Consider the following 14,621-nt stretch of genomic DNA (forward strand, 5'->3'; position numbering starts at 1 on the left):
ATAAAGAATTCCTTAATATTGTAAGTCTAATAACATGATCGGATGCACAAGTCAATTTATCGTTTCTTTATTTTTTCTGCAATTATTCTAATACCAAACATAACTTTTGCACAAAAACAGACAAACCAAATTAATCATTTCATTGTAGAAGAAAATCTGCTAAAAAATGATAAACTTGCAATTATTGCAACTGACTCGCTTGAACAACCTTTGGAAAATATCAATGGAACCTTCCAATTCTCTTTAAATAACTTTAATTATCCGCTTGAGTTTCATAATGGGGTTGCTATTACTCCTAATCAAGTAGAAAAATCAACCTTCGTCTTTATTAAACATATTAACGATAGTGGATCTCACGGACAGCTATTTTATATATTAAAAAGTGATTCAGGACTTAATCCTATAAAAATAAACTGGGTTGTATTACTTATAGTTCCGGCCATATTTATACTTATTGGAATGATGTTCCGTAAACTTCTAACCCTCGCTATTATTGCCCTGTTAGTATTCTTATACTTTAATTATAAGCACGGGATGGATTTAACTACATTTTTTGAAACACTGGTGCATGGCATCAAGGGAATCTTCTGAGGGCTCTAGAAAGGCATACCAATCCCAAAATTATATTGAACAAAGTTGTACCGATCAGGATCGTTGGTCTGATTATACCGTTCCTTAAAATCTTTCGAATTCAATATCTCTGATATAACCCATCGGTCGGCTCCTTCAAATTGAGGATCTCTTACTTTAGCAGCAATATCAAAACGGAAAACAAAGTACTCCAAATCGAAGCGGAAGCCTACACCTGCACCAATTGCGATCTGATCCATAAACCTATCCCACCTAAACTGACCCTTAGGATTCAATCCATCATCTTTTATCCGCCAAATATTTCCGGCATCAATAAAAGTTGCCCCCTTCAATTTTGCTCCAAAAAAATTATTCATTATTTTAAAGCGATATTCTGCGTTAGCTTCTAATTTAACCTCTCCTAACTGATCAAGGTTTCGAAGATTCAATCGCAATGAATCAGGCAGTACAGAACGGTTATAACCACCAGGCCCTAATGTTCTAGCTTGCCAGGCACGAATACCGTTCATTCCACCTGAGTAAAAATTCTTCTCAAAAATTAACAGGTTTTGATTATTTCCATAAGGAACGGCCACACCAGGATTAATACGCAATACCAATTGACGCTCTCCACCAAAGTATTTATAGAATCTAAAATCAGTTTCGACCTTTGAATATTGTAAATAAGGAACGCCTAAAAGTGTTTTTTCTCCGCTCTCATTCTTCTTAAAATCAACGACTGAACTAATTAAACCCAAAGTGTTTCCACTTACATCCAATGTACCTCTAAAATAGAGGAAGTTCTCTAAACTATTTAGACGGAGCGTATTAAATGTATAAGAATACTGACTACCCAAGCCTATATAAGCCCGGTCATTACTCTCAATATATAAACGATAGCCTTCTTTATCGAGTTGCTCTTTAAAAGACGCATCTAAGCGACCGATACGATATTCAAGCAATATGGGAGTAAGCTGATGCACTTTATAGCGAGTTTCATTCCAGATATAGGATATGGAATTAATAAAATATCGGTTTGAGTAAGTACTTGCCTGATCGAATATTTGCCAATTTGTAGAGAATACTGTTCTCGGCATTCCATTTTTTCCCATAACAGGAATCCAGAATGGGACAATCAAACGAGGAATAGTTAAGGAGGCACCAAACTGGAAGTCACGGTTATAGACGCGATTGAAAAGACTTCCTGAAAGTTGTGAATCAAATAGAATACCGAACTGACCCTTCACCTCCAACTGCTCCGATCCTCCAAATAAATTTCTATTCGTATAGGTATTACCTATATTGAAACCACTCCTGCCTGAGTTAAAAGTATATTCACCTTCTATTCTATTAGCCATTCTTTTTAAAGGAATAAGAGCATAATGAGCATTGATATGCGAAGAATCAGGCTTTGTATAGCTTACTTTAATACCTTTAAATGTATTTAACTCATATAAACGATCGTAAGTAAGGTTTTCATAATCGTAATTATAACGGTCACCTTGTTTTTGAAAGATATATCGATTAAGTGGTACGGCTTTAAACTTTCCTGTATGATCTGTATAGTACATGGCTTGATCCAATGTATCTTTACGAGGAAGATTACTTATTGAGCCATCACTTTTGGCTATTTCTATAAAACTACTATCAATATAAGAGATGGGATGACTCGCTTTATTTTCGGGATTATCGATAATCAGTTTCAGATCTACAAGATTACCTTCCATTGCTGAATCTACTTCAAAACGAACATATTGACGGAGAAAATCAAAGTATCCATAACGTCTGGATAAATTATATATATTCTCGCGTTCATACACCAGCGAATCACTATCATAGCGCATGGTTGCATGAAGATGACTGAACTCAGGACTCATTCGCTTATAGAGACTATCCAGTTTAGGATCTGCAATCTGGTATTCTAAGTTTCGAATAAAAAAAGGATTACCTTGCTCGACGATAAAAGTAATACTTGCCTTTTGTTTTTTTATAGCAATAGAGTCTTTAACCTTTGCGTTGAAATAGCCTTTGCTTGCTAGAAAACGTTCAATTTGATTACGGGAAATCTCGATCAAGGAACTATCCAGTAGTCTCGGAGCTTCACCAACATTACGAATCTTATCGGTTCGGTAATGATCGCCTTGCTTATTTGCAAAGTTGTAAATAAATAAATTTATGGTAGAGTTTGGACGTATTTCTTTCTGAATATATTCTGATGCGTCTTCCTCGTAGGCATTATCGATCCCTTTTAATTTTACTTTTGTCACTAAGGTTTGATTATCTTCTAATAAACGAACCGATCTACAAGATGTAATAAATAGCAGCAAAAGCGCTATAATTGTAAAAGATATAAGTTTAGAAGTAAATGCTCTCAAAGTCCCAAATAAGTTTAATCAAATCTCTTCACCTAAAAAAGTTTCGGAAGACCCATAATCTCTTTATTGTAGAAGGTCTCAAATCCATAACGGAATTTATCAATGAAGAGTATGTACTTCATAGTATATATTACCTTCCCGAAATGTCTTCAAAAGTGGTTAATTTTCTGCAAATTATAAAAGGAAACGAGATAAGTTCCGATGAATTAAAGAAAATAAGTGCTTTAACTAATCCTCAGGGAATTTTAGCTGTCTTCAAAATACCTCACTACGATTTAAAAGTTGAAGATTTACGAAATAAATTCTCGTTAGCTTTAGATTTTATCCAGGATCCGGGAAACTTAGGAACAATCATTCGTACGGCTGATTGGTTTGGAATGAATACATTGATTTGTTCAATGAATACCGCTGATATTTATAATCCCAAAGTTATACAAGCAAGCATGGGCTCTCTGGCACGAATAAAGGTATTTTATTATGACCTGAAAGAATGGTTACCTAAATGTAAGCTTAAAATTTATGGCGCAACTCTGGACGGAGAATCGATTTATGAAACTGATTTTGGTAAAGAAGGAATTATTTTGATGGGAAATGAAGGAAGTGGGATTCAAGCAGATTTAATACCTCTTATTTCTGAAAGAATTACGATCCCTCGATTTGGTAGAGCTGAATCATTGAATGTTGCTATCTCATCAGCCATCATTTGTTCGGAATTAAGCAGAAAAATCAAAAAAACTTAGGCAAGATAGATTAATTTACTATTTTTGCATTCCTTAATGGGAATGGTCGGATGGCCGAGTGGCTAGGCAGAGGTCTGCAAAACCTTTTACAGCGGTTCGAATCCGCTTCCGACCTCGTTATTAAAATAAAAAATATACAAAAATGGGAGTTACTCGCTTAAAAAGAAAAGATAGAAAGAACAAAGTTACTGCTAAACTTGATGTTCAATTTCTAAAATTAGGTCGCAACATTGAAACCGGAAGCCGTTCTGAAATGCCAGCTACGCATCAGGTTGTTAAAAACAACGCGATCTTAGATCAGTTATCTGCTGGTTTAAAGAAATAATCTATTTCGATAGATTAAAAAGCGGGATACTCAAATGAGTATCCCGCTTTTTTTATATAAATATATAGCGATCTACTTTTTATTAATTAAGCGCTTACATATCGCTTTAATTAATTGTGGGCCTTCATAAATCATCCCTGTATACACCTGAACCAAACTTGCGCCTGCTTGCATTTTAGAAAGAGCATCTGCAGAAGAGTGAATGCCACCCACACCAATAATCGGAAATGCCTTTCCTGATTTTTCTGACAAATAATGAATTACTTCGGTTGAACGCACAGATAGAGGTTTACCACTTAAGCCTCCACTCTCTTTTAATAAAGAAGATTCACTCTTCAGTCCTTCCCGATTTATAGTCGTATTTGTAGCAATAACTCCTGCTATTTTTGTATCAATAACAATCTCTATAATATCATCAAGCTGACTGTCGGTTAAATCGGGAGCAATTTTTAATAGAATCGGCTTTGGCTTCTCATGACCCTCATTTCGTTTTTGCAATGTATTTAAAATATGCTTAAGGGGTTCTTTCTCTTGCAAATCACGAAGTCCGGGTGTATTTGGAGAACTAACATTTACAACGAAATAGTCAACTACATCAAAAAGCTTATCAAAACAGATGATATAATCACTTACAGCATCTTCGTTGGGAGTGGTTTTATTTTTACCAATATTTCCACCAATAATAAGGCCGTTTCTATCTGTAAAATATTTCAGGCGTAAGGCTGCTACATCTACTCCTTGATTATTAAAGCCCATTCGATTTATTAAAGCTTCGTCTTTTGTTAAACGAAACATTCTAGGCTTATCATTTCCTGGCTGAGGTCTAGGTGTTACCGTTCCAATTTCAACAAAACCAAAGCCTAAAGCAGCCATTTCATGAATGTATTCAGCATTCTTATCGAAGCCAGCTGCCAAACCTACAGGGTTCTTAAATTTTAATCCGAAAACCTCTCTTTCCAATGAGGGATCTGCATAGGAGAATGCCGCCTCTAGGATCTTCTTGGCGCCCCAAACTTTCAAAAAGTTTTTGAGCCCGCTAGTTACCGTATAATGAGCCGTTTCTGGCTCCATCGAAAAGAAAAAAGGTTTAACCAATTTGTACATAAGAACAAAGATAGAAAACAATTTAATTTAAAAATCCGTACTTTTGCAGCGAAATGATATCAATCAATAATTTAACTTTTGAAATAGGTGCCCGCGCACTTTATGACGAAGCAAACTGGCATATAAAACCAGGAGAGAAAGCCGGATTAATCGGTGCAAATGGAACTGGTAAAACAACTCTATTAAAGTTGATCGTAGGAGAAATGAAGCCTACATCAGGCACGATTTCTATGGCTAAGGATCTGAAAATAGGCTACCTTAACCAAGATCTACTATCTTATCAATCTGATAAAAGTATTTTACATGTTTCCATGGAAGCTTTCGAAAGGCAGAATGAACTGCATGATCAGATAGAAGAGCTTCTTAAAAAGTTAGAAACAGATTATAGCGATGATATCTTACATAAATTAAGCGATAAGCAAGCCGAATTTGAAGCTCTTGATGGATACAATATAGAATATCGTGCTGCAGGAATATTAGCAGGTCTAGGTTTCAATGAAGAACAACAACAGCGAAAACTGTCTCAATTCTCTGGAGGATGGAGAATGCGGGTTATGCTGGCAAGAATATTATTGCAAGCCCCTGATATTCTATTGCTGGATGAGCCTACCAACCACTTAGACTTACCTTCCATTCAATGGCTTGAAACGTATTTGCAAGCATTTGAAGGAGCAGTGGTAATTGTATCTCACGATAGGTATTTCTTAGACCGCGTTATTAACAAAACCGTTGAATCTAGAAAAGGCAAACTAAATGTTTACGCTGGAAACTATAGCTTTTATCAGGAAGAAAAATCCTTAAGGGAGGAAATTCAAGGTAATCAGTTTAAAAATCAGCAGGCTAAGATAAAACAGGAAGAGAAGTTGATTGAGCGTTTTAGAGCAAAAGCAAGTAAAGCTAAAATGGTTCAATCACGTATCAAAGCTTTAGATAGAATGGACAAGGTGGATGCTGTAGATGATGATACCCCAACTGTAAATTTCAGTTTCCGTTTTAGTAAACCTTCGGGACGTCATGTTAAAACTTTAAAGAATATCAGTAAATCCTACCCGAATGTTCCTATTCTAAAGGACACTGAAGGAATTATTGAGAAAGGTGATAAGATTGCTCTTATTGGAGCGAACGGTAGAGGTAAATCAACCTTGTTACGAATCATTGCAGGCGTAGACCCTGATTTTGAAGGTACATGTGAATCAGGTCATAATGTTTCACAAACATTTTTTGCTCAACATCAATTGGAAGCACTTCATTTAGAAAACGAAGTGCTTCAAGAATTACAAGCATTTGCACCTAAACATACAGAAACAGAATTACGAACCATTCTGGGATCTTTCTTATTTACAGGCGATGATGCTTTTAAGAAAATTAAGGTTCTTTCTGGAGGAGAGAAATCTCGCGTAGCATTGGCAAAAGCATTAACAGCAGATGCTAATTTCCTGTTGCTGGATGAGCCGACCAACCACTTAGATATACAATCTATCAATATTCTGATTCAAGCTCTTAAACAATATGAAGGAACTTTTATTGTAGTATCTCACGATAGATATTTACTAGATAACGTAGCCAATAAAATTTGGTATATTGAAGATCAAAAGATCAAACAATATCCTGGAACTTATCAGGAATATGAAGATTGGCAAGCGGGCAGAAAGGAAGCTATTAAAAACACTTCAAAGGAGCCAAAGATAAAGAAGGAAAAAAAAGAAGTTAAACCTGAAATAAAAAAGGTTCAGGGAAAGAGTTCTTCAAATCTGAATAAAGATCTAGAACACTTAGAAGCAGATATTGTTGAAGCAGAAAACAAGATCAAAGATTTTGAACTTCAATTAGCTGATCCAGAAATATACAACTCAACCGACAAATTAGCTGAGTTAACAAAATTATATCAAGCAGCAAAGAACCAACTAAACGATTATAAAAACAGATGGGAAGAACTTGCTGATAAAATCTTAGAATTAGAAGAATAATAATTAATCAATAGGGTAATGGACAAAAAATTCGCAAAAGAATCCTTCACGGTTATGAATGAATTGGTGTTACCCAATGATACCAATCCGTTGAATAGTTTAATGGGAGGCCGCCTACTGCACTGGATGGACATTGCTGCTGCAATATCTGCCCAAAAGCATTGCAACCGAATTGTTGTAACGGCTTCTGTAGATACTGTATCTTTTCATCACCCTATTAAATTAGGAGATGTTGTTACGATTGAAGCACAGGTTAGTCGCGCATTTAACACTTCTATGGAAGTTAGGCTTACGGTTTGGGCACAAAACATCCCTTCAGGCACCAAGATCAAATCTAATGAGGCTTTTTATACTTTTGTTGCTATCGATGAAAACTCTAATACCCTAAGAGTACCTGAATTAATACCTGAAACTGAAAACGAGAAGCTTTATTATACCGAAGCAATTCAACGTCGCCAATTACGACTTGTTTTAGCTGGCAAAATGAAAGCTTCCGATGCTCATGAATTGATGCACGTATTTGACTCCTCAAATTCTGCTAAATAAGAGAATTATTCAGCATTCCCTAGTGCGATAATACGATCAAACTCTGCTGCTTTTAAGGGCATTACCGACAAACGACTTTGTTTTACCAGAGCGGTATCTTTTAAAAGTTCATCATCTTTTATAGTCTGCAAACTAACTGGTTGTTTTAATGCTTCTAACGGTGCCAGATCAACTACAACCCAACGATCATCAGTAGTGGTTGGATCTTGATAAGATTCTTTAATAACTTTTGCAATACCGACTACTTCCTTCCCTTCATTACTATGATAAAAAAGGACCAGGTCGCCTTTTTTCATATCTTTCAAATTATTACGTGCCTGATAGTTACGAACGCCGTCCCAAAAGGTTTGTTTGTCTTTAAGAAATTGATCCCAGCTGTATTTAAAAGGTTCAGACTTAACTAAAAAATAATTCATAGTATTTTATAAAAAAGAGATTTAGGAATTATTCCTAAATCTCTTCTAATTTAATAAAAATTTAAACTTAGTGACCTGAATGACCATCTGCACCATGTGCATGACCATGTGCTAATTCATCTGCAGTAGCTTCACGAACATCTAAAACCTCAATATCAAAATGCAGGTTTTGTCCGGCCATTGGATGGTTTAAATCAACTACAACAGCTTCCGGACTTACTTCCGTTACTCTTGCTCTAAATTGATTTCCTTGATTATCTTGTAAAGGGATAATTTCTCCTACTGGAGGAATTCCTGATTCTTTAAACATATCGGCAGGCAATTGTGCTACTGCACTTTCATCTAAATCTCCATAAGCATCAGCAGCTTGTAGTTCAAAATCAATTTTATCACCTTTTTTCAACCCTTGAATATTTTCTTCAAATTTAGGCAACATCATACCTACACCTGATAAAAAAACCAATGGGTTTGCTTGATCAGCTTCTTCTACAAATTCTTTTGAACCATCGTTTACAGTGTGTAATTTGTAAGTTAGCGCAACTACGCTGTTGGGTTGTATAATCATCTTGTTAAGATTGTGGAGAATTCTGTCCATTCTCCGGTTTAAAAATTAATTTTAATAATCCCGGTATATTTATTACCGGTAAACTGCATGTTTTGTTTTTACAAACATATATTTTGTTGGCCGAATCTACACGACCCTTCAATAAAGGAAGGTTTTCATCTACCCCTCCCATCACTATTTTATTGGGAAGATAATATTTATCCAACTCTTCTTGATTTCGTTGATAATCAGGACCCGTTATAGCAATCTCGTTTAAGCCAAAGACTTCTTCTAAAAGCTGTATCGACCAATTCGAAAATGCAGAGGAATATGCTTTAATCTGTGGAAAAACATTGATCAATATCTGCATTGCAATTGAACGATATGAATTGTTATCAAAAAATAAGCCTAACTTAAACAACTGACGTATTAACACAGAGTTTGATGATGGAATGACATCATCCATTATATCTTTCTTATTTGCAATCAATTTCTCTGATTGGTGAGAAGCAAAGTTGAAAGCAGTATCATTTTCATGCCTAAAATCAATTAATACCTTATCCATAAGTGATTTTGCTTTTTCAAGATAATCAATCTGAAAAGTAGTTTCATATAAAGCAATTAATGCTTCAATGTAAAATGCATAATCATCTAAGAAACCGGTTATTTCTTTTCCATTATAGGTAGGCTGGCGCAATAAATCGCCTTTTGAATTAAAAAGCTCCCTTTCAATAAAAATAGCCGCTATTTTTGCAGCAGTTATAAATTCCTCTTCGCGAAATATCCGGTAAGCATCTACGTACGCTTTAATCATCATAGAGTTCCAGGAACAAAGGATTTTATTATCCAATGCCGGGCGAGTACGTTTCTCCCGATGCTGATAAAGCTTCGATTTAATTTCACTTAAATAATTATTCCATTCAGATTCTGAATAACCCGCCTCTCGCGCCAAAGTGTCAGCATCTTCATGCAATTCCAATACGTTTGTATTTTCCTCTAACCAATTTCCTCTCTCCGTAACTTGAAAATAGTTAATAAATAATGGAGCATCTTCACCTAAGACTTCCTTTATTTCTTGCTGAGTAAATGTATAATATTTACCTTCTAATCCATCGCTATCTGCATCCAGCGAACTATAGAATGCCCCTTTATGGCTAGTCATCTCACGTTTAATCCACCCTAGGGTTTCATAAATTACCCTCTTATATTGAGGAGTTCTCTTTTGTTGATAAGCTTCGCAATAAAGGCTAACTAATAAAGCGTTATCATACAGCATTTTTTCAAAATGGGGAATATGCCATCTGGCATCTACCGAATAACGGGCAAAACCGCCGCCTACTTGATCATAAATGCCTCCGGAAGCAATTTTCTTAAGTGTAAAATGAGTATGCTCTAACACCTCCTCATCTTTTGCAAGAAAGCCATATCGCAAAAAGAATAACCAATTATTCGGTATTGGAAACTTCGGAACACGTTTATAACCTCCCTCTTTTTTATCAAACGAAGCTTTCCAAACCTCTACAATCTCATGTAATGTCGATACTTCAAAAGGTTTATCGAGTTGATGAACCGGCATAGCATCTGACTCATGAATGCCTTGCGTTAATCGTTGTGCATAATCTAATGCAACCTCAGGTTTTTCATTCCAAGTTTCTACTAGTTGAAGCAATACATTCTTCCAATCTTCAGGAGGAAAATAAGTACCCCCATAAATAGGACGTGTATCAGGTAAACAGATAGCATTAAGCGGCCAGCCTCCTTGTCCTTTCATAAGCTGTACCGCAGTCATATATACCTGATCAATATCAGGTCTCTCTTCCCGATCTACTTTAATTGCTATAAAATGATCGTTCATTACTTTCGCAACTGAATCGTTTTCAAAACTCTCACGTTCCATTACATGGCACCAATGGCAGGCGGCATAACCAATGCTTACAATAATGAGTTTATTCTCTTTTTGAGCTTTCTGCAGGGCTTCATCACCCCAGGGATACCAATGAACAGGATTGTTTTGGTGTTGCTTGAGATATGGAGATGATTCAAACTTTAATTGATTTGCCATATTTAGTATAAATGTACTGTTTTGTATTTAAAATAATAAATCCATACCGGTTAGATATGGCGAGTCAAGCTATTTATAACATCGGCGCTTTTTGCTAACTTGCAGACTTAAATATTAGCAGAAATGACACCTTCAGATAAGCTTTCAGCACTTCGAGAGAGGATGAAAAATGAAAATATCGATGCCTATATTATTACTATGGCAGATCCTCATATTAGTGAATACCCACCCGATCGCTATAAAAACATAGAATGGATCTCCAATTTTACAGGTTCTGCTGGAACACTTGTAGTTACTGCGGATTTTGCAGGTTTATGGACCGACAGCAGGTATTTTGTACAAGCAACTGATCAATTAAAAGGCTCTGGTTTTCAATTGGTAAAGCTAAAAGCTCAAGGAGCAGCAGAATATACCAAATGGCTTTCTGAAACCCTTTCTTCTGGAAAAACTCTTGCTTTTGATGGAAAATTAGCTTCTGTAACGGTTGCAAAACAACTACTGTATACTTTAAAGCCAATAGGAATTAACATCAGAACTGATCTTGACCTGATTGAGGAAATTTGGACTGACCGTCCGCTTCTCCCAAAGGAGCCTGCTTATTTACTAGCTAAAGCTATCACCGGGAAAGATACTTCTGAAAAGATTAAGGAAATACAAAGTGTTTTAAAACAAAGAGGAGCTTCTGTTCATTTGATTTCATCGTTAGATGATATTTCCTGGATATTTAATATTAGAGGTGGAGATGTTAAATGCAATCCGGTAGTTCTTAGCTTTGCATTATTCATTTCAGGTAGTGTGCAATTATTTATTGACTCTGAAAAACTCAACAAGGAGAATTTAGAAGAATTGAAAAGTATAGGAGTTTCTATCCATCCTTATGGAGCAATTGAGGATGCAATAAAAAGCATCCCTGCTAATGCTAACATTTTTATTGACCCTAAAAGAAATTGTTACTCGTATTATGCTTTAATTCCTGAATCTTGTAATAAAATTGAAGATACTAATCCCAGTACATTTTTAAAGTCTGTAAAAAACGATACAGAACTAGCTCACACTCGTGAAACCATGATTAAGGATGGGGTAGCATTAAGTCGTTTTTTCTATTGGTTAGAACACAATATAGAAAAAACGGCAATCTCGGAAATTACCCTTGCTGAAAAACTAAAGGAATACAGAGCTGCGCAAAAAGATTTTGTGGGTGAAAGCTTTGATACGATCGCCGGCTATAGAGAACATGGTGCCCTGCCCCATTATAAAGCTACTTCTGAAAGTAATGTAAAATTAGAATTAGACGGACTACTTCTGATTGACTCTGGCGGACAATATATTACTGGGACTACTGATATTACTCGCGTAATTAGCTTAGGAAATCTTACTGACGATCAAAAGAAAGATTATACCTTGGTTTTAAAGGCTATGATTGAAGGAAGTATTACTGTTTTTCCAGTTGGAACAAGAGGATATCAAATTGATGCAATTACGAGAAAGCCACTTTGGGATGAGTTCCGAAATTATGGTCATGGCACAGGGCATGGCGTTGGTTTCTTTTTGAATGTTCATGAAGGCCCTCATGTTTTTAATGCATCAAATACTGATATCGCTATTGAACCTCATGTAATAACTTCCATTGAACCTGGTCTTTATAGGGAAGGACATTATGGTATCAGAATTGAAAACCTTGTAGCAAGTCGCTTGAATAAGGATTCTGATTTCGGACAGTTTATGAATTTTGAAACCCTGACACTATGTTATATTGAGACTTCCATTATCAACAAAACATTCTTAGAAAAACGCCATATTGATTGGCTAAACAAATATCATAGCGAAGTTTTCGATAAGCTATCTCCATTTTTAAATGAAGATGAGAAAGCTTGGCTGGCATCCAAAACACGATCTATTTAAACAAGAAAAAATGTCAAAAACACCACCTCCTGAAGAATATACACCAGGAGCAGCCTTTGAACGATTACTTACTATATTGAATACCTTACGTACTGACTGTCCGTGGGATAAGAAACAAACGATGCTCAGTTTAAGGCATCTATCTATTGAAGAGATGTACGAATTGGGAGATGCAGTTTTAGAGAATGATCTCCCTGAAATTAAAAAAGAACTGGGCGATATTCTTCTACATTTGACCTTTTACGCTAAGATCGCTGATGAACAGAAAGCTTTCAACATTACAGATGTTCTAAATTCGGCCTGCGAAAAACTAATTAACAGGCACCCTCATATTTATGGAGACGTTATTGTTGCTAATGAAGAAGATGTTAAACAGAATTGGGAACAACTAAAATTGAAAGAAGGAAACAAATCAGTCTTATCAGGAGTACCTAAATCGCTCCCCGCATTAGTCAAAGCTTATAGAATTCAAGATAAAGTAAAAGGTGTTGGTTTTGACTGGGAAGATAAAAGCCAGGTATGGGAGAAAGTTGAAGAGGAACTTCAAGAATTTAAGGAAGAATTCAATATAGAAGATTCTTCTTTAATTGATCAAGAAAAAGCGGAGAATGAATTTGGTGACTTATTGTTCTCATTGATCAATTACGCCCGATTTTTGAATATAAATCCAGAGAACGCTTTGGAAAGAACCAATAAAAAGTTTATCCAACGTTTTAGTTACCTGGAAAACAAGGCTAAAGAAGAAGGGAAAAATCTAAAGGATATGACCTTAACAGAAATGGACATCTATTGGAATGAAGCAAAGAAATTAGAATAGTCCTTAGGCCAAAAGCTATTTAAATCCGATTGCTTTTACCGGGCTAATTCGGCTTACTAGTCCTGAAGGAATTAAAAGAACTAATAGGCAAACTACTAAAGTTCCTAAATTCAAGAAAATAATATCGGAAAAACCAATGGATATAGGCACATGATCTACATAATAGGATGCCTGGTCAAGCTTAATGAACTTTGTTTGACTTTGAATAAGACAGAAACCAAGTCCCATTAAATTTCCTAATAACAATCCATAGCCAATTAAATAAGTAGCATTATAAAGAAATACTCTTCGGATACCTCCGTTTGAAAAACCAAGCGCTTTTAAAATACCAATCATCTGAGTTCGTTCAAGAATCATGATTAAAAGAGCCGAAATCATATTAATAACTGCCACAAGAACCATTAAGAACAAAATTACCTCCGTGTTTACATCTAATAGATCTAGCCATTGAAATACTTCTGGATAATATTCCACAACACTTAGTGATCTGAGCTCTATAGGCAGTGCATCATTTATCTGAGTTTTGCTCTCATTCAGACTGCTAAATGAATTGAGCATAACCTCATAACCACCTACCGTATCTGCGCCCCAATCATTTAAACGTTGAATGAGTCCCAAATTACCAATTACAAAAGTTTTATCTATTTCTTCAGCACCCTGATTAAAGATACCGACAATTGTAAACTTTCTCTTTCGTAGAGGCTCTTGAATGAAATACATTAAAAAATCATCTCCAAGCTTTAGATTCAAACGATTTGCCAGATAGTTAGAAATTAATATCTGACTATTTACATTTTCCTCATCTGAAAAATCAATCGGCTTACCTTCAGTTAGAATACTGGCGATAAATTCTTGATTATATGTTTTATCAATACCTTTTAATACAACACCTTCAATTTCCTCATTAGCTTTGATAATCCCGGGTTTAGTAGCAAAAGGCTGGATAGTTTTAACAAACGGAATTGCGCTTAATTTCTCTCTTATGGAATCATTTAGTAGAAATGGGGTATTATCATAAGCTGGATTTAAATCGAATTGAAAAAGAACAATATCTCCAGAAAAGCCACGCTGTTTTTCAATTACTTCCGATTTAAAACCACGAAGAACCGCAATAGCCAAAATCATGATGGTAAGTCCCAACATAATACCAGCAATGGCTACTCGAACAATCAATTTTGAGAAAGTACGATTGCTTTTAGTCGTAATCCGCTTAGCAAGAAATAAAGGAAAATTCAAATTCGATATATTATTTT

Annotated in this window: 13 protein-coding genes and 1 tRNA gene; 8 read left to right on the forward strand and 6 right to left on the reverse strand. The window is 35.5% G+C overall.

The features are described 5' to 3' along the window. Positions 1-42: 42 nt before the first annotated feature. On the forward strand, positions 43-591 hold the full coding sequence (locus tag C8N28_RS03140; protein ID WP_132221437.1) for a hypothetical protein: 549 nt from the start codon (positions 43-45) through the stop codon (positions 589-591). 5 nt (positions 592-596) lie between these two features. Here C8N28_RS03140 and tamL read toward each other — a convergent pair whose 3' ends face one another. Further along, the gene (gene tamL, locus C8N28_RS03145; RefSeq protein ID WP_449369350.1) at positions 597-2,945 is read right to left on the reverse strand and encodes a translocation and assembly module lipoprotein TamL; all 2,349 of its coding nucleotides are present in this window, start codon (positions 2,943-2,945) and stop codon (positions 597-599) included. On the opposite strand from tamL, the gene C8N28_RS03150 reads away from it, so the two are divergent. From C8N28_RS03150 to C8N28_RS03160, 3 genes are all read left to right on the forward strand, one after another. Next, positions 2,936-3,685, forward strand: a complete 750-nt coding sequence (locus C8N28_RS03150) for a TrmH family RNA methyltransferase (RefSeq protein WP_132221439.1) — start codon at positions 2,936-2,938, stop codon at positions 3,683-3,685. The genes tamL and C8N28_RS03150 overlap by 10 nt on opposite strands. Before the next feature lie 44 nt (positions 3,686-3,729). After that, a tRNA-Cys gene (locus C8N28_RS03155) sits at positions 3,730-3,800 on the forward strand. Between the two features lie 27 nt (positions 3,801-3,827). After that, the gene (locus C8N28_RS03160) at positions 3,828-4,010 is read left to right on the forward strand and encodes a spore protein (protein WP_132221441.1); all 183 of its coding nucleotides are present in this window, start codon (positions 3,828-3,830) and stop codon (positions 4,008-4,010) included. 72 nt (positions 4,011-4,082) lie between these two features. Here the strand turns inward: C8N28_RS03160 and C8N28_RS03165 are convergent, their stop codons facing one another. Beyond that, on the reverse strand, positions 4,083-5,114 hold the full coding sequence (locus C8N28_RS03165; protein WP_132221443.1) for a quinone-dependent dihydroorotate dehydrogenase: 1,032 nt from the start codon (positions 5,112-5,114) through the stop codon (positions 4,083-4,085). 53 nt (positions 5,115-5,167) lie between these two features. Here C8N28_RS03165 and C8N28_RS03170 point away from each other — a divergent pair, with 53 nt between their 5' ends. After that, complete coding sequence (locus C8N28_RS03170) at positions 5,168-7,081, forward strand: ABC-F family ATP-binding cassette domain-containing protein (protein WP_132221445.1); 1,914 nt, start codon at positions 5,168-5,170, stop codon at positions 7,079-7,081. A gap of 18 nt (positions 7,082-7,099) precedes the next feature. Then, positions 7,100-7,627 carry an acyl-CoA thioesterase gene (locus C8N28_RS03175; RefSeq protein ID WP_132221447.1) on the forward strand — a complete coding sequence of 176 codons (528 nt, stop codon included), beginning with the start codon at positions 7,100-7,102 and terminating at the stop codon, positions 7,625-7,627. A gap of 5 nt (positions 7,628-7,632) precedes the next feature. Here the strand turns inward: C8N28_RS03175 and C8N28_RS03180 are convergent, their stop codons facing one another. The 3 genes from C8N28_RS03180 to C8N28_RS03190 form a co-directional block, all read right to left on the reverse strand. Beyond that, positions 7,633-8,043 carry an EVE domain-containing protein gene (locus tag C8N28_RS03180; RefSeq protein ID WP_132221449.1) on the reverse strand — a complete coding sequence of 137 codons (411 nt, stop codon included), beginning with the start codon at positions 8,041-8,043 and terminating at the stop codon, positions 7,633-7,635. Positions 8,044-8,110: 67 nt separating this feature from the next. Continuing rightward, entirely contained in the window at positions 8,111-8,608 is a 498-nt protein-coding gene (locus tag C8N28_RS03185; protein WP_132221451.1) for an FKBP-type peptidyl-prolyl cis-trans isomerase, read from the reverse strand. A gap of 4 nt (positions 8,609-8,612) precedes the next feature. After that, positions 8,613-10,649 carry a thioredoxin domain-containing protein gene (locus tag C8N28_RS03190; protein WP_132221453.1) on the reverse strand — a complete coding sequence of 679 codons (2,037 nt, stop codon included), beginning with the start codon at positions 10,647-10,649 and terminating at the stop codon, positions 8,613-8,615. Positions 10,650-10,772: 123 nt separating this feature from the next. Between C8N28_RS03190 and C8N28_RS03195 the strand changes: the two genes are divergently transcribed. Both C8N28_RS03195 and mazG read left to right on the forward strand, forming a co-directional pair. Beyond that, positions 10,773-12,551: an aminopeptidase P family protein gene (locus tag C8N28_RS03195; protein WP_132221455.1), complete on the forward strand. Its 1,779-nt coding sequence runs from the start codon at positions 10,773-10,775 to the stop codon at positions 12,549-12,551. A 10-nt stretch (positions 12,552-12,561) separates the two neighbouring features. Continuing rightward, positions 12,562-13,368 (forward strand): nucleoside triphosphate pyrophosphohydrolase, encoded by an 807-nt coding sequence (gene mazG, locus C8N28_RS03200; protein WP_132221457.1) that lies wholly within the window; start codon positions 12,562-12,564, stop codon positions 13,366-13,368. A 15-nt stretch (positions 13,369-13,383) separates the two neighbouring features. Here the strand turns inward: mazG and C8N28_RS03205 are convergent, their stop codons facing one another. Beyond that, positions 13,384-14,604, reverse strand: a complete 1,221-nt coding sequence (locus tag C8N28_RS03205) for an ABC transporter permease (protein WP_132221459.1) — start codon at positions 14,602-14,604, stop codon at positions 13,384-13,386. Between the last annotated feature and the right edge of the window lie 17 nt (positions 14,605-14,621).

Origin of the sequence: Albibacterium bauzanense (assembly GCF_004339765.1) — a bacterium.
GTDB classification, from domain to species: domain Bacteria; phylum Bacteroidota; class Bacteroidia; order Sphingobacteriales; family Sphingobacteriaceae; genus Albibacterium; species Albibacterium bauzanense.

What these genes read in the sequence shown, in the direction of transcription:
- C8N28_RS03140 (WP_132221437.1), top strand. Translation starts at nt 43, where the DNA reads ATGCACAAGTCAATTTATCGTTTCTTTATTTTTTCTGCAATTATTCTA.
- C8N28_RS03150 (WP_132221439.1), top strand. Translation starts at nt 2,936, where the DNA reads ATGCTCTCAAAGTCCCAAATAAGTTTAATCAAATCTCTTCACCTAAAA.
- C8N28_RS03160 (WP_132221441.1), top strand. Translation starts at nt 3,828, where the DNA reads ATGGGAGTTACTCGCTTAAAAAGAAAAGATAGAAAGAACAAAGTTACT.
- C8N28_RS03165 (WP_132221443.1), bottom strand. Translation starts at nt 5,114, where the DNA reads ATGTACAAATTGGTTAAACCTTTTTTCTTTTCGATGGAGCCAGAAACG.
- C8N28_RS03170 (WP_132221445.1), top strand. Translation starts at nt 5,168, where the DNA reads ATGATATCAATCAATAATTTAACTTTTGAAATAGGTGCCCGCGCACTT.
- C8N28_RS03175 (WP_132221447.1), top strand. Translation starts at nt 7,100, where the DNA reads ATGGACAAAAAATTCGCAAAAGAATCCTTCACGGTTATGAATGAATTG.
- C8N28_RS03180 (WP_132221449.1), bottom strand. Translation starts at nt 8,043, where the DNA reads ATGAATTATTTTTTAGTTAAGTCTGAACCTTTTAAATACAGCTGGGAT.
- C8N28_RS03185 (WP_132221451.1), bottom strand. Translation starts at nt 8,608, where the DNA reads ATGATTATACAACCCAACAGCGTAGTTGCGCTAACTTACAAATTACAC.
- C8N28_RS03190 (WP_132221453.1), bottom strand. Translation starts at nt 10,649, where the DNA reads ATGGCAAATCAATTAAAGTTTGAATCATCTCCATATCTCAAGCAACAC.
- C8N28_RS03195 (WP_132221455.1), top strand. Translation starts at nt 10,773, where the DNA reads ATGACACCTTCAGATAAGCTTTCAGCACTTCGAGAGAGGATGAAAAAT.
- mazG (WP_132221457.1), top strand. Translation starts at nt 12,562, where the DNA reads ATGTCAAAAACACCACCTCCTGAAGAATATACACCAGGAGCAGCCTTT.